Raw genomic sequence first — 17,516 nt, 5'->3', positions numbered from 1 at the left:
CCGCACGCTCACCCGCCCGCGCTCACAGACTCGCGAGCAGTTCGTCGGAGTACGTACGGGTCAGGAACTCCATGTAGTGGCCGTCCGGGTCGTCCACGTACAGGCCGCGGCCCCCGTCGTGGGTGTTGAACTCCTGCGGCCTGGAGTGCATCGGGTCGGCCCAGTACGGGAGGTCGCGGGCCTTGATCCGGCCGAGTATCGCGTCGAACTCCTCCTCCGTCACCAGGAAGGCATAGTGCGTGGGGACGAACTCCCGCCCGCCCGCGACGTGCTCGGCGTAGTCGAGTGTCACGCCGTTGTCGAGCTTGAGGGCGGCGAACGGGCCGAACGCCTTCGGTTCGGGCGCGTCGAGGAGCTCGGCCAGGAAACGGGCGGAGGCGAAACGGTCGGTGCTGTGCACGATCGTGTGGTCGAGGCCGGGCATGGGATCTCCTTGCTCTGTGGGGTCCGGTGCGGGCGGTACCGGGCGCGCACGCAGCGCCCCGGGCCGCCGACTCCGGGAGCCGTTGACGGATCTCCGGAGGACCGTCGAACTGCGGGTCCTTCACCTTCGACGCTACGTCCGCAGGGGCCGGCCGCGGATCCGTCTGCGGTACCGACCCGGGAGCGCCTGCCTTACGCCGATGGACCTAGGGCGCGCCGCGCTCCGGGCCGCGACCAGGGGCGTGCGGAAGGTCCGGCGCCACCGGTTGCGGGGCCCGAGCCGGCGGCGCCACCGGTACCGTCCGCAGTTCCCTCGTCACAGGTACTGGGCGAAGTCGTCCAGCGTCCGCAGCACCTCCGCCTCGCCGGCCGGCGGCAGCTGGAGCACCACTTCCCGCAGACCCAGCTCGCGGTAGTGGGCCAGCTTCCCGGGCGACGGGGCCACCGCGTAGGGCACCACGACCGGCTCGCCCGTCCGCCCGGCGTCCGACCACGCCTGCCGCAGCACCGGGACGGTCTCCGTCAGGCCCCGGCCGCCGATCGGCAGCCAGCCGTCGCCGTACTCGGCGATCTGCCCGAAGAGCTTGGGTCCGGCCGCGCCGCCCAGCAGGATGCGGGGCGCGCCGTTCACCGGTTTGGGGTGGGCGAGGGATGCCCGCACGGACCCGAATTTCCCTTTGTACGCGGTCGGTTCGTCGGCCCAGAGTGCGCGCATCAGGGCCACCCGGTCGCGGGTCAGCTCGCGCCGGGTGGACCACTCCACTCCGTGGTCGGCGGCCTCCTCGACGTTCCAGCCGTAGCCGATGCCGAGTGTGAAGCGCCCGCCGGAGAGGAAGTCGAGGGTCGCGATCTGCTTGGCGAGGTCGACCGGGTCGTGCTGGGCGACGAGGGTGATGCCGGTGCCCAGGGCGAGCCGCTCGGTGACCGCGGCGGCCTGGCCCAGGGCGATGAACGGGTCGAGGGTGCGGCCGTACTCGCGGGGCAGCGGCTCGCCCATGGGCGCGGGGGTGTCCCGGCTGGCGGGGATGTGGGTGTGTTCCGGGAGGTAGAGGCCGGCGAATCCGCGCTGTTCCAGCTCACGGGCCAGCCGGTCCGGCCGGATGGTCTCGTCGGTCAGGAAGATCGTGGTCGCGATCCGCATGCTGTGGACACCTCCGTCAAGCGTGTGAGTGACCGCATGTTGCCTCACCGACCGACGGTTATCCACAGCCCTTTCCCTCCGCGTCACAGCCGCGTACAACAGTTTTCACGCGGCGCAACGAGCCGGCCGCGCAGCGGTACCGACGGCTCGCACCACACACGCGGGGGGCGGAAATGGAGCGACGGGACGTACTGAAACTCTCGGCGGTTGCCGGCGCGGCGGGCGCGCTTACGCTCGGACGTGTGAGCTTCGCCGACGCCGCGCCGGCGGCCGGGCAGCCCGGCGGTGGGCCGGGCGAACAGACCCGCCGGGTCACCGGCCATCTGCCCACGGGGGCGCCGGACTTCGTCTATCTGCCGGTCGACGTCCCGCACGGCGTGCGCGAGATCGCCGTCTCCTACAGCTACGACAGACCCGCGGTCCCCGAAGGCACCGCCGGGAACGCCTGCGACATCGGCATCTTCGACGAGCGGGGCACGGACCTCGGCGGGGCCGGGTTCCGCGGCTGGTCGGGCGGGGCGCGGACGGAGTTCTTCCTGCGCGCCGACGAGGCCACCCCCGGCTACCTCCCCGGGCCCGTCAACGCCGGCACCTGGCACCTCGCCCTCGGCCCGTACACGGTCGCGCCGCAGGGCCTGTCCTACGACGTCACGATCACCCTGCGGTACGGCCCCCGGGGACACACGCCGACACCTGTCCATCCGCCCGAGCGCGCCCGTGGCCGCGGACGCGCCTGGTACCGCGGGGACAGCCATTTGCACTCGGTCCACTCCGACGGCAAGCGCACACCCGCCCAGATCGCCGCGCTGGCCCGCGCCGCCGGCCTGGACTTCATCAACACCTCCGAGCACAACACCACCTCCTCGCACCGCGCGTGGGAGGGCCTGTGGGGCGACGACCTGCTGATCCTGACCGGCGAGGAGGTCACCACCCGCAACGGGCACGTGGTCGCGATGGGCACCGACCCCGGCGTCTTCATCGACTGGCGGTACCGGGCCCGCGACAACGCCTTCGGCAAGTACGCCCGCGCCATCCGACGGGCCGGCGGCCTGGTCATCCCGGCGCATCCGCATGCCACCTGCATCGGCTGCAACTGGAAGTTCGGGCTCAACGACGCCGATGCGGTGGAGGTCTGGAACGGCCCCTACACGCCCGATGACGAGGTCACGCTCGCCGAGTGGGACAACACCCTCGTGGCGCACACCCACGGACGCGGCGACTGGCTGCCGGCCGTCGGGCACAGCGACGCCCATCGCGATCCGGATGTCGTCGGCCTGCCGCAGACGGTGGTGCTCGCCGACGATCTCTCCCGTCGCGCCCTGCAGGACGGCATACGGGCGGGCCGGGTCTGGATCGCCGAGTCCTCGAAGGTCGACCTGGCGTTCTCCGTCACCGGTGAGCGCGGCGAGCACGCCGGAATCGGCGAACGCCTGGCGGTCCCTGCTACGACGCAGGTCACCGCGCAGCTCAAGGTCACCGGCGCCCCCGGGTGCGCGGTCTCCTTCATCACCGACCAGGGACGGCTGTACACGGCCCCGCTCCCGCCGTCCGGCGAGGGCACCGTCAGCTGGCGGACCACTCCGGGCTACGCCGCCTACATACGCGCGGAAGTCCGCCATCCGGCGACCACGGCGGGGCTCCCCGGACCCATGGCAGCCATGACGAACCCGGTGTTCCTGGGGACCTGGGGGAGCTGAGGCGGCGGGCGCCGCCGGGAGGGGCCGGGCGACGGAATAACCGGAGGAAGCCACCGGTTACGTCCTGCACATCCTCACGCCGCACTCGCGCGGCGCCGTCAGACCAGCAGGCCGCCCGGCCGTCAGACCGGCAGGCCCTCAGGAGGCTTTCGATGCGTGCCCTTGTTGTCGATCACTCAGCGCCCGGCCGGCTCGCTCTCGGGACTGTCGCCGACCCCGAGCCCGGGCCCGACGAAGTTCTCGTCAGGATCAGCGCGATATCGCTGAACTACGGCGAACTGCCCAAGTCCGACGACGTCGCCGAGGGCACGGTCCCGGGCTGGGACGCCGCCGGCGTGGTCGAGCGGGCCGCCGCGAGCGGTCGCGGCCCCAAGCCCGGCGACCGCGTCATCACCTGGAGCTGGAACGGCGGCTGGGCCGAGTTGCGGGCCGTCCCCGTCGATGAACTCGCCGTGCTTCCCGACGCGGTGGACTTCACGGCGGCCGCGGCGCTGCCGGTGGCGGGCCTCACGGCGCTGCGCGCACTGCGCACGGCGGGCGTCCGGCCGGGGCAGCGCGTCGCGATCACCGGCGCGTCCGGTGGGGTCGGGCGGTTCGCGGTCCAGCTGGCACACCAGGCGGGCGCCGAGGTGTACGCGTTCGTCGGCAGCCCGACGCGCGGCGCGGGCCTGGCCGAGCTCGGGGCGGACCATGTCCTGACCGACCCGGCCGGTCTCGACGAGCCGGTGGACGTGGTGCTGGACAACGTCGGCGGTTCGCTGCTCGGCAAGTTGATCGGGCGGACGGCTCCGGAGGGCACGGTCATCTCGATCGGCGCGACCTCCGGTGAGCCGACGCTGATCGAGCCGTACCAGCTGGTCATAGGGCGGTTGCGGCTGATCGGCATCCAGGCCGGCGGCAACACGGGAGCCGACCTCGCCCATCTCGTCCACCTCGTCGCGGAGGGACGCCTGGAGGCGAGCGTGGACCGGGTGGCCGACTGGGAGCAGGCCGGCAAGACCGCAACCGCCCTGCTCAACCGCGAGATACGCGGCAAGGCGGTACTGACGCTGGGGTGATGCGGGGCGGGCTCGTGAGGCGGGGCGGGGCGGGCCCTGATGCCGGGTGAGCCGCGTCGGAGCTGACGCTGGGGTGCGGGGTGGAGGGGTGGGGTGGGGGGGGAGGCCCCCCCGGGGGGGGAGGGGGGAAGGGGGAGGAGGCGGGGACGGGGACGGGCCCCAAAGCCCCACACCCCCCAAGCCCCACTCCCCCTCCCGCCCCCGTCACCGTCCGCCCCACCCGCCCCGCCCCACCCAACTCCCCAGCCCCGCCCCTACTCCTCCACCACTAGCGCCGGCGTGGCCCGGGTGAGTACCTCGCCGCGGAAGAAGGCGGGGCTCCGGCGTCGCGTGATCAGCATGATGACGACGCCCAGCAGGAGCAGGCCCACGCCGATGACGAAGACCGAGCCGACGCCGAGGACGGAACTGCCCGAGCCGTAGGCGGGGTTCCACATGTCGGCGAGGGTTTTGCCGAAGACGGCCGCGAGGAGCAGTCCGCCCAGGAAGGGGAAGACGCCCTTGAAGAGCAGGTCGCGGGCCGAGTTCCGCAGCTCGCGGCGGAAGAACCAGGCGCAGGCGAATGCCGTGATCGAGTAGTAGAAGCAGATCATGAGGCCGAGGGCGTAGATCGTGTCGATGAGGACGTTCTCGCTCAGGACGCTCATGACGGCGTAGAAGACGCCGGTGGCGACGCCGGCGGCGATGGTGGCCCGGCCCGGGGAGCGGAACCGCGGGTGGATCTTCGCGAAGGAAGCGGGCAGCGCCTCGTAGGTGCTCATCGCCAGGACGGTGCGGGCGACGGGGATGAAGGTGGTCTGCAGGCTGGCCGCCGCCGAGGCGAGCACCGCGACGAAGAGCAGGACGCCGAGCACGGTTCCCATGACGGGGTCGGCGAGGGCGGCGAAGACGTTGTCGGCGGTGTCCGGGTTGCCGAGTCCGGTCCCCTTGTGGCCGACGCCGGAGAACATCTGCGAGGCGACGGCGGTGAGGAGGTAGGAGCCGATCAGTACGAGCATGGCCAGCAGGGCGGCGCGGCCGGGTGTCTTCGCGCTGCCGGTGGTCTCCTCGTTGACGGTGAGGCAGGTGTCCCAGCCCCAGAACATGAAGATCGAGAGGGACAGCCCGGCCGTGAAGGCCGAGAAGGACTGGACGGCGAACGGGTCGAGCCAGGTCCAGGAGAAGTGCAGTGAACCCGCGAGGTCGCCGGACTGCGCCTTGGTCACGGCCATGGCGACGAAGACCGCGAGGACGGCGAGTTGGAGGCCGACCAGGGTGTACTGGACGCCCTTGGTGGCCGTCATGCCGCGGTAGCTGATGGCGGTGGCGACGGCGATGAAGGCCAGGCAGGTCAGGACGTGCGCGGCCCGGTTGCCGTCGAGGTCGGTGATGGCCTGGCTGCCGGTGAGTTCGCCGAGCAGCAGGTAGAAGAACGAGGTGGCGACGCCGGCGAGGTTGGAGAGCACGATGATCGTGGCGATCACCAGTCCCCAGCCGCACATCCAGCCGACCCGCGGCCCGAACGCCTTGACCGTCCAGGTGAACGAGGTGCCGCAGTCGGGCACGGCCTTGTTGAGTTCGCGGTAGGCGAAGGCGACCAGCAGCATCGGCAGGAAGCCCGCGAGGAAGACGGCGGGCATCTGCACCCCGACCTCGCCGACCGTCGGGCCGAGGGTCGAGGTGAGGCAGTAGACGGGCGCGACGGTCGAAATGCCGATGACCGCGCTGCCGAGGAGGCCCACGGAGTTGCCGCTGAGGCCCTTGCCGCGGGTGCCGTCCTCGCTGCCGGTGGCCGCAACGCTCGTTACCGTGTCTCCGGCCTGGGGCCGGGGGTCAACCTGAACCATGAACAGGACGTTAAGTGCTGCTGTATCCGTATCCGGAAGATCAGACTCCGCCACCTAACCCTTAGTTAGTGCGGCAGGGATCTCAATACACCATCCAATCGCAGACGTAATGCGTACTCCAGCCTTGGATTCAATCCTTTCGGCTTACATCTTTCGCATTGCGAGAATCGCAGCGGCGCCCGCTTTGCCCCGGTTCAAAAATTTCCCGTCCGGATTTTGAACATCACATCCCGCCCACCGGAACTCCGGCCCCGACCGGACCGCCCCCACCTCCGCCGAAGCCCCCGCCCCGGCCGGACCGCCGCCCCCCCCACGTCAACCCCCGCCCCCGCCCCGCACTCACCCCTGCCAGACGATGGCCTGCAGCTCGCTGTACGCATGCAGGGCGTACGAGCCGACGTCCCGGCCCACCCCGCTCTTCTTGAAGCCGCCGAACGGCGCCTCCATGTTGCGGCCGACCGTGTTCACCCCGACGCCGCCGGCCCGCAGCTGCCGGGCGACCCGGAAGGCGCGCGCCACGTCGCCGGACCAGACGTAGTCGATGAGTCCGTAGTCGCTGTCGTTGGCGAGGTCCACCGCCTCGTCCTCCTCCTCGAAGGGGACGACCACGACGACCGGGCCGAAGATCTCCTCCCGTACGACGCGCATGTCGGGGGTGCAGTCCGCGAGCAGCGTCGGCGCGACGTAGAAGCCGTGCTCCGGGCCCCGGTGGTGTTCGCCGCCCGCGACGATCCGCGCGCCCTCCTTCCTGCCCAGTTCCACGTACGACGCGACCCGGTCGCGGTGCGCCGCCGAGATCACCGGTCCGACGACCGTGCCCGGCGCCCGCGGGTCGCCGACCTTCAGGTGCCCTGCGTAGCGGGCGAGCCGGTCGACCAGGGCGTCGTACACACCCCGTTGGGCGATCACCCGGGTCGGCGCCGTGCAGATCTGCCCGCTGTAGAAGGAGAACGTCGTGCCGATCCCGGCGGCCGCCGCGTCCAGGTCCGCGTCCTCGAAGACCACCGCGGCGCCCTTGCCGCCCAGCTCCATCAGCTGCCGTTTCATCGCGCGCCCGCAGACCTCGCCGATGCGCTGCCCGACGGCCGTGGAGCCGGTGAAGCTCACCATGTCGACGTCCGGCGCGTCGACGGCGGCCGCGCCGGCCTCCGCGGAGGCCCCGCTGACCACGTTCACCACCCCCGGCGGCACCCCCGCCTCCTCCAGGGCCGCCGCCATCCGGTAGACGGACAGGGGGTCCTGCGGGGCCGGCTTCACGACGACGGTGTTCCCCATGGCCAGCGCCGGTGCCACCTTGCCCGCGGGGTTCGCCCAGGGGTTGTTGTAGGAGGTGATGCAGGTGACGACGCCGACGGGCTGGCGCACGGCGAGCGCGCCGATCACTCCCGCCCTGCCCATCGGGCCCGCCTCGTTGACCTGCGGGGGCAGCCCCTGCTCCGCGGGCTCCAGGGCGCCCCTGGCGTAGCGCCGGAAGCGGGCGACGGCGACGGCCACCTGCAGGGCGCGTGCCGTGCCGGTCGTCGCGCCGCTCTCGGCCTGCGCCAGCTCGGCGTGTGCGGCGAAGTCCCGCTGGAGCACGTCCGCGGCCCGGTCGAGGATCGCGGCACGCTCCTCGGGTTTCGTGCGGGACCAGGTCGCGAAGGCCGCGCGGGCCGCGGCGGCCGCCTCGTGCACCTGCGCGCGGGTGGCCTCGGGGGCGAGCCCGACGACCGCCTCCGTCGCCGGGTCGATCACCTCGTAGTGGCCGCCGGCCGGGGGCACCCACTCCCCGCCGACGAACAGCCGCCCTTCAGCCACCGTCACCGCCGCCTCTCCCCCGCAACGGCCCGTCCCGCACCGTCACGATCAGCGCCGTCCGGTTCCCGCACCGCCACCGTCACCCGGTTTGTCACCCGGTCCGCCACCCCGTCCGTCACCTGGCTCGTCACCTGCTCCCTCACCCGGCCCGTCACCTGGTCCCTCACCTGGTGCTCACCGTCCGGGTGTCGCGGCCCGATCGCAGGACCGTGCCCGGTACGGCCCCGGTCACCGTGTCGTCGCGGAGCGTCTCGACGCCGTTGACCCACACGGCGTGCACCCCGATCGCCTTGGAGTCCAGGCGGGGGCTCTCGCCGGGCAGGTCGTGGACGAGGGTCGCCTTGCCGGCGTCGACGGTTTCCGGGTCGAAGAGGACCAGGTCGGCGTGGTAGCCCTCCTGGACGCGCCCGCGCTCGCGCAGGCCGAAGAGCTGCGCCGGATCGTCGGTCAGCATCTTCACGGCCTGTTCCAGCCCCATCAGTCGCCGACCGCGCAGGCAGTCGCCGAGGAAGCGGGTGGTGTACGGCGCCCCGCACATCCGGTCCAGGTGGGCGCCCGCGTCGGAGCCGCCGAGCAGGACGTCCTCGTGCTGCCAGGTTTCGGCGCGCAGGGCCCAGGACGCCGGGTCGTTGTCGGTGGGCATCGGCCAGAGGACCGTGCGCAGGCGGTCGTTGGCGCAGATCTCCACCAGGCAGGCGAAGGGTTCCTGGCCGCGTTCGGCGGCGATGTCCTTGACGATCCGGCCGGTGAGGCCGTCGTTGGCCGCGCTGTAGGTGTCGCCGATGACGTACCGGCCGAAGTCGGCCAGGCGCCGGAAGACCCCGGCTTCCTTCGAGGTCGCGCGCCGCAGCATGTCGGTGCGGACGGCCGGGTCGCGCAGCCTGGCGATCCGCTCGTCGACCGGGAGGCCGAGGATCTCGCCCCAGCCGGGGATGAGGTTCAGGGCGCAGAAGGTGCCCAGGGACATGTTCATCGGGGTGAGGATCGGCATGGTCAGGGCCACGACCCGCCCGCCGGCCTTGCGAGCGCGTTCGCTCGCGACGAGCTGGCGCGGTACGCGGTCCGGGACGGCGGCGTCGATCGTGAGCACGTTCCAGTTGAGGGGTCGGCCGGCGGCCGCGCTCATCTCCACGAACAGCTCGATCTCGTCGTCGCTGAACCGGTCGAGGCAGCCGGCCACGATGGCCTCGATCTGGGTGCCCTCGTGTTCGGCGACGGCCCGGGACAGGGCGAGCAGTTCGGCCGGTGCGGCGTGCCGGGAGGCGACGGGCTGCCCGTCGCCGTCCGTGTGCGTGCCGGACTGGGTGGTGGACAGGCCCCACGCCCCCGCGTCCATGGCCTCGTGGAAGAGGGCGAGCATCTGCGCCATCTGTTGCTCGGTGGGCTGTCCGCCCACCGCCTCCGGCCCCATCACGTACCGCCGTAGTGCGCAGTGGCCCACCATGAAGCCCGCGTTGACGGCGATCCGCCCGTCGAGCGCGTCCAGGTATTCGCCGAACGAGTGCCACGACCAGGGGGCGCCCTCTTCCAGTGCCACCAGGGACATGCCCTCGACCCTGGACATCATCCGGCGGGTGTAGTCGGCGTCCTCGGGGCGGTCGGGGTGCAGGGGGGCCAGCGTGAAGCCGCAGTTGCCGCCGGCGACCGTCGTCACGCCGTGGTTGAGCGAGGGCGTGGCGTAGGGGTCCCAGAAGAGTTGGGCGTCGTAGTGCGTGTGCGGATCGACGAAGCCGGGCGCGAGGATCCGCCCGCGGGCGTCCTCGCTCGTGGTGGTTTCCTCGGTCACCGTGCCGGGCGCGGCGATGACGGCGATGCGCCCGTCGCGTATCCCGACATCGGCGGCGTACGCGGGTGCGCCCGTCCCGTCCACGACGGTCGCGCCCTTGATCAGATGGTCGAGCATGACGGAATGCCTCCCCTCGGGTGCTGCCGAACGCCGGCCGCCCGTTGCCGGGCGCCGGCTCCCTGCTGCCGTTTCGGCTCGGTCGCGCTCAGCTGCCGGCCGTCTGCCGGAACCGGGTCGTCCGGTGCACCGGATCGGTGTCGATCTTCGGGATCACGTGTTCGCCGATGAGCTTGATCGTGTTCATGGTGTCCTCGTACGGGATGCCGATCGGCAGCCCGAAGCTCAGCTGGTCGGCGCCGGCCCGGTCCCAGCGCTTGCACTGCCGCAGCACCTCGTCCGGGTCGCCGCAGATCATCAGCTCCTCGGCGATCAGCAGCTCGATGATCTCGGTGGTGTAGTCGGGCAGCAGCTCGGGCCATTCGGGGATGCCGTCGGGTCGCGGGAAGGTGTCGTGGTAGCGGAACACCAGCGACTGGAGGTAGTTGAGCCCGCCGTTGACGGCGATCTCCACGGCCTTGTCGTGTGTCTCGGCGCAGATCGCGGTCGACGTCACCATCACGTTGTCGTTGACGAAGTCGCCCACGGGTTCGGCGTCCCGGATCGCCGTCTTGTACTGCTCCAGCACCCATTCCATGTCGGAGACCTTCTGGACGCTGAAGCCCAGCACGCCGAGCCCCTTCTTCGCGGCCATGGCGTACGAGGACGGCGACCCGGCCGCGTACCACATGGCCGGGTGCGAGGCGCCGTACGGCTTGGGGAAGATCTTGCGCGGCGGCAGCTGCCAGTGCTTGCCCTGGAACCCGGGGTACTCCTCCTGGAGCCACATCTTCGGGAACTCGGCGATGGTCTCTTCCCAGATCTCCTTGGTGTGGTTCATGTCGGTGATGCCCGGGAGGAATCCCAGGATCTCGTGGCTGCCGGCGCCCCGCCCGCTGCCGAATTCGAAGCGTCCCTCGCTGAGGTGGTCGAGCATGGCGACCTTCTCGGCGACCTTCACCGGGTGGTTGACCTGGGCGAGCGGGTTGAAGATCCCGGAGCCCAGGTGGATGCGTTCGGTGGCGTGCGCCAGGTAGCCGAGGAAGACGTCGTTGGCGGAGAGGTGGGAGTACTCCTCCAGGAAGTGGTGCTCGGACGCCCAGGCGTACTTGAAGCCGGAGGTGTCCGCCTGGATGACGTACTCGGTCTCCTCCATCAGCGCCTTGTGCTCGGCGAGCGGGTCGGTCTCGGCCCGCTTGCCGACGTATCCCTGTACAAAGAGCCCGAATTCCAAGGTGGTTCACCGTCCCGAGCTATTTCTGACGCATCGTCAGATTCGATGTGTGGTGCGACTGTTCCATCGCCCGCAGGGACCGTCAATAGCTGACGCCCAGTCAGGCGGTGCGCTGCCCGACGGGCTCACAGCACCGACACGCCCGCGAGCCATCCGCCGTCGATCACGAACGGCTGCCCGGTGATGTACGACGAGTCCTCGCACGACAGGAAGAGCGCCAGCGCGGCGACCTCCTCCGGCCGCCCCACCCGCCCCAGCGGCACGAGCTTGCGGTACAGCTCGTCCAGCGCCTGCGCCGCCGCCTCGGTGTCCGCTTCCGGGTCGAGCTGCGCGGGATTGCTCATGGCGGTGTCGATCGCGCCCGGGCAGACGGCGTTCACCCGGATCCCCTTCGCGGCCAGCTCAAGCGCGGCGACGCGGGTCAGCCCCACGATGGCGTGCTTGGTGGCGGTGTACGCGCCGACGTACGCCATGCCGGTCACCCCGGTGTACGACGCGGTGTTGACGATGGTCCCGCCGCCCGCCGCCGCGATCTCCGGCGCGACGGTCTTGATACCGAGGAACGCGCCGACCTGGTTGACCTGCACGATCTGCTGGAACTCGGCGAGCGGGGTGCTGGTCAGCTCGTTGAATCGCAGGATGCCGGCGTTGTTGACCAGCCCGTCGATCTTCCCGAACGCGTTCTTGGCGGAGGTGACGGCGGCCGCCCAGTCCTCCTCCCGGCCCACGTCCAGGTGGACGTACACGGCCCGCCCCTCCCCCGCCGTCAGCTCCTTGGCGAGCGCCTCCCCCTGCGCGTCGAGGACATCGGCGAGGACGACCCTGGCCCCCTCGCCGGCGAAGAGCCGCGCCTCCCGCTCGCCCTGTCCGCGCGCCGCCCCGGTGATGAGGACGACGCGCCCGTCCAACTTGCCCATGAGAGCCTCCCTGGCTGCTCGTCGAGGTGCGGATGCTCGGTACGCACGAGGTGACCGGTGCCGCCGGACCCCCGGGGCGCGCCAGGCCCCGGGGGCGGCGCGACGGTCCGCCCGCACGGTTACGGGACCGGCGGATCCGGCCGGCCGCCCCGGAGGTGGCCACCGCCGCTCACTTCAAAAGGGGGGCGACCTCCGTCCCGAACGCCGCCATCTGATCCGTCAGCTCGGTCCGGCTGCGGCTGCGGAACCGCACCTGGATCTGCGTCACGCCCATCGCCCCGTACTCCCGCAGCGAGGCCGCGATCCGCTCCGGCGGCCCGGTCAGCGCCCGCCGCCCGACGTCCCACCCGGGAGCGCCGACGTACACCGGCTCGGCGATCGCCCCGATCACCACCGGCTCCCGGACCCCGGCGGCCTCGCGCATCGCCCGCAGCCGGGCGATCTGCCCGGGCAGCGCCTCCCGCCGGTCGCCCTGCGGGAGCCAGCCGTCCCCGCGCTCGGCGGCCCGGCGCACGGCGGCGGGCGAGGAGCCGCCCACCCAGATCGGCGGCCGCGGCGTCTGTACGGGCCGCGGCGCCTGCCCCAGCCCCTCGAACGCGAACCGCTCCCCCACGAACTCGGGGAACTCCGCCGGCCCGAGCGCCACCTTCAGCGCGTCGATCGTCTCGTCGAGCACCCCGCCCCGCCGCACGAAGTCCAGCCCCAGCGCCTCGAATTCCTCCGCCACGTGCCCGGCGCCCACGCCGAGGACCAGCCGTCCGCCGGAGAGGTGGTCGAGCGTCGCGTACTGCTTGGCCGACATCAGCGGGTGCCGGAGCCCGGCCACCGCCACATGGCTCAGCAGCCGCACCCGCTCCGTCACCGCCGCCAGATACGCCAGCGTGGCGACCGGGTCGTACCAGACGGTACCCATCGCCTCCGCCAGCCGCCGCGGAATCGCGAGGTGCTCGCAGCAGCCGATGTACGCGAACCCATACCGGTCGGCGGCCCGCGCGACCGCCACCAGATCGGCGACCCCGGCGGCGGCCTCCCACCCCTCCGCGAAGAGCACACTCTGCGCCTGCACCGGCAACTGCATCCCGTACGCCGGCCGCCCGTCATCCCCCGGCCGCCACACACCGCCCTCACCCATTGCCGCCTCCGCCCGCACACCTCGATACCTGACGATGCGTCAGCTATATCCGCGCGGACATCGTCGTACCTGACGCTCCGTCAAGCAAGAGATGCGGACCAGCCGACCGGCAGCCGCGCCCGCTCGGGCACGCAGAAAGCCCCGAACGAGCGCGGCACGCGCCCGAGAGGGGCTGATCACTCGCCTACTGTCTCGTTGTCACCGGCTAACCGCTCTCCCCGACCAACGGCCACACGGTGCACATCGACCAACGTGGCCCGCAGCTGGCAGCACAGGAACCGCAGCTCCTTGTCCGTCACTTCGCTGTCCGCGAGCAGAGCGGCGGCGTGCTCGATCAGCCCCAGTGCCATCTCCAGTTGCACGGCTTCGAAGCGGTCCGCAAGGAACGAGAAGCCACCCTGGGGTCCGCCGTCACTGACGAGGATGCACGTCTTCCCCTCGGGTGTCGTCCACGGCAGCAGCCTCGTGATCGTCGGTGGTGACTGGCTCATCGCGCGACCACCCCTGCGGTGGGCGACGGAGTGGATACATGGGCAGCTTCCGGCCGAGGCCACCCAGAAGCGGGTCGTAACGGCTCCCCGAGCGACTCGAAGGTACGGGCGATACAGTCCGGCATGTCGACCTGCTTTCCTCAGGTTGGCCATGCCCCCGGGCCGCCCTGCATGCGGCCGCGGGGGTCCTCGTCAGTCGTACGAGGAACGACCGACCGTAGGACCCCGAAGAAGCGTGAAGGGGCACAGTTTGTACCCCTCTGTTCACGCCGCCAATACCCCCAACTTCACGGCCAGTTCACTGGCACGACGACGCTGCGCCGGGCTCTTCGACTCCGTCTCCTCCAGCACGATGCGCCGCGCGTAGCCGTTGTAGCGGACGGTCTCCGGTGCCGCCTCATGCGCCTTGCCGAGAGCGGCGAGGGCGGCCTCCGCCTGGCCATCGAGCTGATAGCCGCGGGCTTCCTCGATGCGATGCCGCGCCCGACGCGGCCGGGACGGAATCGTCGTCGCGTCCGCCGCAGATGCCTGCCGTACGCTCTCCGCTCCCGCATGCAGCTCGACCGCGACCGTGACCGCGTGGGCTCCTATGACGGCTCGGGAGAACGAGGTCATGGGGTGGTAGTAGTCGGCGGGGAGCCGCTCCGCCACGGCGCGGGCCGTATCCCAGTACCGCCAGGCGGTACCGGTTTCGCCCCGGCGCGCCGCGGTGTACCCCCCTTCGAACTGCAGCGCCCCGGCGATGGCGAGGACGTCGTCGCTCGCCTCGGGCAGGAAGGCTTCGAGATAGCGGAGGGCCTCCAGGTTCACGGCATCCGCAGCCTCGAAGTGCCCATGCCCGCTGTCGCGGTGCGCCTGTGTCGCCAGCCAGGCAGCCATCCCGATGACGTGCGGGTCCTCCGATTCCTGGGCGGCGATCATTCCGCGCTCCACCACTCGCCAGAGCAAGGAGGCGTCCGGCTGGTACGCGAGGAAGAACTGGCTGAGGCTGTACGCCTCCGAGAGCAGCCCTTGTGCCGCCCGCCGCTCCCGCGCGGAGTCCGCTTGCAGCACGGCGAGTTGTGCGTCCCGGAGGAGAGACGGCAGAAGTGCGCCGATGACCTCCCGGTGATTCGGGGAGGAGTGCCGGGCGCGCCAGGCACGGGTGAGGCGTTCCCGAAGGTGACGGGGAGTCGGCGCCTCCTCCCGTGCGGTCAGCGGAAAGGCATCGAGGGCAGCACGTACCTGCGGCAGCCGGGCATGCCCCGGACCCGCGAAGAGGCCGACCGACATCGACTGGTCACCCGTGAGGTCGGCCAGGTCCCCTACGCGGAGAGCCTCCGCGATGCGCAAGATCGTGGGCAGCTTGGGCATCTGCAGCCGTCCGCCCTCGACCTGCTTGACCCAACTCGGCGACTTCCCCAGCAGGCCGGCCAGGACAGTGCGGCTCATCCCTCTCCGGGTCCGCAGGATCTGCATACGCTGCCCGAAGACCACCGGCTCGGCGAACGGGTCGGGAGTGGCATCTGACGTCACAGCCTTGCCCCTCTCTGTCCATCTCGTGACTCTCAGAGTACGGGCGGGTCGCCGTGCGTGGTGATCCCTGTGGAAAACCTGCCGGGCGGGCCCGAGCCGCTCCCTGGGCCGGCCCGTTGCGATGTGCGGTACCGAACCCCCGCCCCCTCCGGTAAGGTCGCTCTCTTCGCCCGGTGGGAGCCGGTGTGCGGAGTCATGAAAGCCGGTTCACGGTGAGCGCCGATGTAGCCGATGTCATCGATCCCCGTCCGTCGCCGCGGCTGGATGCCGCGCTGGAGCGGCTGGCCGGCACCTTCCGTGGGATGGTCGCCCATCCCGACGAGGACAACTGTGAGTGTCACTGGGGCGGCGCGGAGGAGCTGGCGCGGCTGAAGGTGGCGGACCTGGCGCTGGAGCCCGATCTGCTGCGGCGTACCTGGCAGGCGGTCGACTGGGGGTTTCCCGCGGAGGTGCTGCGGCGGATCCTGCCGCAGCTCGCCGGGGAGCTGGTCGCCGGGCGGGTCGAGCCGCTCTTCGGCATGGAGGAGGTCGGCCGGGCATTCGCCCGGGGGCGGTGGCGGGCGTGGCCGGACGGGCAGGCCGCGGCGGTACGGGAGTTCCTGTGCGCCTGGTGGGCGCACACGCTCACGGACCCGCGCGCCGCCGTCCCCGCGCACGAGGTCCTCGCCTGCTGCGCCGAGGCGTCCGGCGCGCTCACCCCGTGGCTCGCGGCGTGGGCGGCGCAGACCGGCCCCGTGGCCGACCGGCGGCTGGCCGAGGCGGTGGGCCGCTGGGAGTGCGACCTGCTCCGGGACGAACTGCCCTGGCACGCCCGGGAGGGCGGGGACGAGCGGCGTGCCGAGCTCACCGACTGGCTGGTCCGGCACGCGCCGGCCCGGCTGCGGCCCCTGGGCGCTCCGGAGGAACTGCTGCACCGCGTGCGGCTGCTCGGCCTGACGGGCGAGGCCCGCTGGGAGGATCCGCACTGGCCCGGGTACCGGTACTGATCCGGGCCCGCGTCGTGCGCCGTTCCGTCTCAGCCCGCCCAGAGCCCCTCCGCCGTCAGGCCGAGCAGGTCGATCGCGTTGCCGCGGACGATGCGTTCCACCACGTCCGGCGGCAGGTGGCCCATTTGGGACTCGCCGACCTCCCGCGACTTCGGCCAGGTGGAGTCGGAGTGCGGGTAGTCCGTCTCGTACAGGACGTTGCCGGGGCCGATCGCGTCGAGGTTGCGCAGGCCGAAGGCGTCGTCGAAGAAGCATCCGTAGACGTGGTCGGCGAAGAGTTCGGACGGGGGGCGGAGGACCTTGTCCGCCACGCCGCCCCAGGCGCGGTTCTCCTCCCAGACGACGTCCGCGCGCTCCAGGATGTACGGGATCCAGCCGATCTGCCCCTCGGCGTACATGATCTTCAGGTGGGGGAAGCGGTCGAAGGCGCCGCTCATCAGCCAGTCGACCATCGAGAAGCAGCAGTTGGCGAAGGTGATGGTGGAGCCGACGGCGGGCGGGGCGTCGGCGGAGGTGGACGGCATGCGGCTGCTGGAGCCGATGTGCATGGCGATGACGGTGCCGGTCTCGTCGCAGGCGCGCAGGAAGGGGTCCCAGTGGTCGGTGTGGACGCTGGGCAGGCCGAGGTGGGGCGGGATCTCGCTGAAGCAGACCGCCCGTACGCCGCGGGCGGCGGTGCGGCGTACTTCCGCGGCGGCGAGTTCGGGGTCCCACAGGGGGATGAGGGTGAGGGGGATGAGCCGGCCGCGCGCCTGGGGGCCGCACCACTCCTCCACCATCCAGTCGTTGTAGGCGCGCACGCCGAGGAGCCCCAGCTCGCGGTCCTCGGCCTCGGTGAAGGTCTGGCCGCAGAAGCGGGGGAAGGTGGGGAAGCAGAGGGCGGACTGGACGTGGTTGACGTCCATGTCGGCCAGCCGTTCGGGGACGCTGTACGAGCCCGGCCGCATCTGTTCGTAGGTGATGCCTTCGAGCTTGATCTCGTCGCGGGAGCAGCCGACGGCGGTGTCCAGGCGGGTCAGCGGGCGGTGCAGGTTCTCGTAGACCCACCAGTCGGCTATCGGCCCGTCGTCGCCGGGGGCGCCCATCTTTGGGGCGAATTTGCCGCCGACGAAGGTCATTTCCTTCAAGGGGGCGCGGACCACGCGGGGTCCGACGTCGTGGTATTTCGACGGGAGCCGGTCCCGCCAGACGTTGGGGGGCTCCACTGTGTGGTCGTCCACCGAGATGATCTTGGGGAAGGTCGCCATGCTCGTTACGGTAGCGTTGATCTGACGGTCCGTCAGCAACGGGGCGGAAATGCGCCGGGCGGGGCGGCGCGCGGAAGGCCGGCCTCCGCGCCGTTGCGGTGCGCCGCGCCGCCGCCCGGCCGCTCCTCGGCCGAGGAGGCTTTGTGCACGGTCCGGACCCCTACTGACGT

14 protein-coding genes are annotated in these 17,516 nt (G+C 71.7%); 3 read left to right on the top strand and 11 right to left on the bottom strand.

The window, feature by feature from the left end; genetic code table 11:
- Positions 1 to 22: 22 nt before the first annotated feature.
- Both SL103_RS02825 and SL103_RS02820 read right to left on the bottom strand, forming a co-directional pair.
- A complete protein-coding gene (locus SL103_RS02825; RefSeq protein WP_069567155.1) occupies positions 23 to 424 on the bottom strand; it encodes a VOC family protein in 402 nt (133 codons plus the stop codon).
- 315 nt (positions 425 to 739) lie between these two features.
- Entirely contained in the window at positions 740 to 1,564 is an 825-nt protein-coding gene (locus SL103_RS02820; RefSeq protein WP_069567154.1) for a TIGR03619 family F420-dependent LLM class oxidoreductase, read from the bottom strand.
- Positions 1,565 to 1,737: 173 nt separating this feature from the next.
- Here SL103_RS02820 and SL103_RS02815 point away from each other — a divergent pair, with 173 nt between their 5' ends.
- Together SL103_RS02815 and SL103_RS02810 are read left to right on the top strand one after the other, a co-directional pair.
- Positions 1,738 to 3,261 carry a CehA/McbA family metallohydrolase gene (locus SL103_RS02815; RefSeq protein WP_079145529.1) on the top strand — a complete coding sequence of 508 codons (1,524 nt, stop codon included), beginning with the start codon at positions 1,738 to 1,740 and terminating at the stop codon, positions 3,259 to 3,261.
- A gap of 152 nt (positions 3,262 to 3,413) precedes the next feature.
- Positions 3,414 to 4,319, top strand: a complete 906-nt coding sequence (locus tag SL103_RS02810) for a zinc-binding dehydrogenase (RefSeq protein ID WP_069567153.1) — start codon at positions 3,414 to 3,416, stop codon at positions 4,317 to 4,319.
- Between the two features lie 254 nt (positions 4,320 to 4,573).
- Here the strand turns inward: SL103_RS02810 and SL103_RS02805 are convergent, their stop codons facing one another.
- From SL103_RS02805 to SL103_RS02770, 8 genes are all read right to left on the bottom strand, one after another.
- On the bottom strand, positions 4,574 to 6,145 hold the full coding sequence (locus tag SL103_RS02805; protein ID WP_069567152.1) for an APC family permease: 1,572 nt from the start codon (positions 6,143 to 6,145) through the stop codon (positions 4,574 to 4,576).
- A gap of 339 nt (positions 6,146 to 6,484) precedes the next feature.
- Positions 6,485 to 7,948 (bottom strand): aldehyde dehydrogenase family protein, encoded by a 1,464-nt coding sequence (locus SL103_RS02800; protein WP_069567151.1) that lies wholly within the window; start codon positions 7,946 to 7,948, stop codon positions 6,485 to 6,487.
- A gap of 157 nt (positions 7,949 to 8,105) precedes the next feature.
- The gene (locus tag SL103_RS02795; protein ID WP_069567150.1) at positions 8,106 to 9,845 is read right to left on the bottom strand and encodes an N-acyl-D-amino-acid deacylase family protein; all 1,740 of its coding nucleotides are present in this window, start codon (positions 9,843 to 9,845) and stop codon (positions 8,106 to 8,108) included.
- A gap of 88 nt (positions 9,846 to 9,933) precedes the next feature.
- Positions 9,934 to 11,058 (bottom strand): LLM class flavin-dependent oxidoreductase, encoded by a 1,125-nt coding sequence (locus SL103_RS02790; RefSeq protein WP_069567149.1) that lies wholly within the window; start codon positions 11,056 to 11,058, stop codon positions 9,934 to 9,936.
- Positions 11,059 to 11,183: 125 nt separating this feature from the next.
- Positions 11,184 to 11,975, bottom strand: coding sequence for an SDR family NAD(P)-dependent oxidoreductase (locus tag SL103_RS02785; RefSeq protein WP_069567148.1), 792 nt, complete (start codon positions 11,973 to 11,975; stop codon positions 11,184 to 11,186).
- A 169-nt stretch (positions 11,976 to 12,144) separates the two neighbouring features.
- Positions 12,145 to 13,107, bottom strand: coding sequence for a TIGR03619 family F420-dependent LLM class oxidoreductase (locus SL103_RS02780; RefSeq protein ID WP_069567147.1), 963 nt, complete (start codon positions 13,105 to 13,107; stop codon positions 12,145 to 12,147).
- Positions 13,108 to 13,283: 176 nt separating this feature from the next.
- Positions 13,284 to 13,598 (bottom strand): hypothetical protein, encoded by a 315-nt coding sequence (locus SL103_RS02775; protein ID WP_069567146.1) that lies wholly within the window; start codon positions 13,596 to 13,598, stop codon positions 13,284 to 13,286.
- Positions 13,599 to 13,862: 264 nt separating this feature from the next.
- Entirely contained in the window at positions 13,863 to 15,113 is a 1,251-nt protein-coding gene (locus SL103_RS02770) for a helix-turn-helix domain-containing protein (protein ID WP_208869803.1), read from the bottom strand.
- Positions 15,114 to 15,415: 302 nt separating this feature from the next.
- On the opposite strand from SL103_RS02770, the gene SL103_RS02765 reads away from it, so the two are divergent.
- Complete coding sequence (locus SL103_RS02765; RefSeq protein WP_432215385.1) at positions 15,416 to 16,099, top strand: hypothetical protein; 684 nt, start codon at positions 15,416 to 15,418, stop codon at positions 16,097 to 16,099.
- 29 nt (positions 16,100 to 16,128) lie between these two features.
- On the opposite strand, the gene SL103_RS02760 is transcribed toward SL103_RS02765, so the two are convergent.
- Entirely contained in the window at positions 16,129 to 17,346 is a 1,218-nt protein-coding gene (locus SL103_RS02760; protein WP_069567145.1) for an amidohydrolase family protein, read from the bottom strand.
- Positions 17,347 to 17,516 lie beyond the last annotated feature (170 nt).

The sequence above is a fragment of the Streptomyces lydicus genome (assembly GCF_001729485.1).
Classification (GTDB): domain Bacteria; phylum Actinomycetota; class Actinomycetes; order Streptomycetales; family Streptomycetaceae; genus Streptomyces; species Streptomyces lydicus_D.
The sequence above is the reverse complement of the archived record's forward strand: the minus strand, read 5'-3'. Positions and strand labels throughout refer to the sequence as shown.

What these genes read in the sequence shown, in the direction of transcription:
- SL103_RS02825 (WP_069567155.1), bottom strand. Translation starts at nt 424, where the DNA reads ATGCCCGGCCTCGACCACACGATCGTGCACAGCACCGACCGTTTCGCC.
- SL103_RS02820 (WP_069567154.1), bottom strand. Translation starts at nt 1,564, where the DNA reads ATGCGGATCGCGACCACGATCTTCCTGACCGACGAGACCATCCGGCCG.
- SL103_RS02815 (WP_079145529.1), top strand. Translation starts at nt 1,738, where the DNA reads ATGGAGCGACGGGACGTACTGAAACTCTCGGCGGTTGCCGGCGCGGCG.
- SL103_RS02810 (WP_069567153.1), top strand. Translation starts at nt 3,414, where the DNA reads ATGCGTGCCCTTGTTGTCGATCACTCAGCGCCCGGCCGGCTCGCTCTC.
- SL103_RS02805 (WP_069567152.1), bottom strand. Translation starts at nt 6,145, where the DNA reads ATGGTTCAGGTTGACCCCCGGCCCCAGGCCGGAGACACGGTAACGAGC.
- SL103_RS02795 (WP_069567150.1), bottom strand. Translation starts at nt 9,845, where the DNA reads ATGCTCGACCATCTGATCAAGGGCGCGACCGTCGTGGACGGGACGGGC.
- SL103_RS02785 (WP_069567148.1), bottom strand. Translation starts at nt 11,975, where the DNA reads ATGGGCAAGTTGGACGGGCGCGTCGTCCTCATCACCGGGGCGGCGCGC.
- SL103_RS02780 (WP_069567147.1), bottom strand. Translation starts at nt 13,107, where the DNA reads ATGGGTGAGGGCGGTGTGTGGCGGCCGGGGGATGACGGGCGGCCGGCG.
- SL103_RS02775 (WP_069567146.1), bottom strand. Translation starts at nt 13,598, where the DNA reads ATGAGCCAGTCACCACCGACGATCACGAGGCTGCTGCCGTGGACGACA.
- SL103_RS02765 (WP_432215385.1), top strand. Translation starts at nt 15,416, where the DNA reads ATGGTCGCCCATCCCGACGAGGACAACTGTGAGTGTCACTGGGGCGGC.
- SL103_RS02760 (WP_069567145.1), bottom strand. Translation starts at nt 17,346, where the DNA reads ATGGCGACCTTCCCCAAGATCATCTCGGTGGACGACCACACAGTGGAG.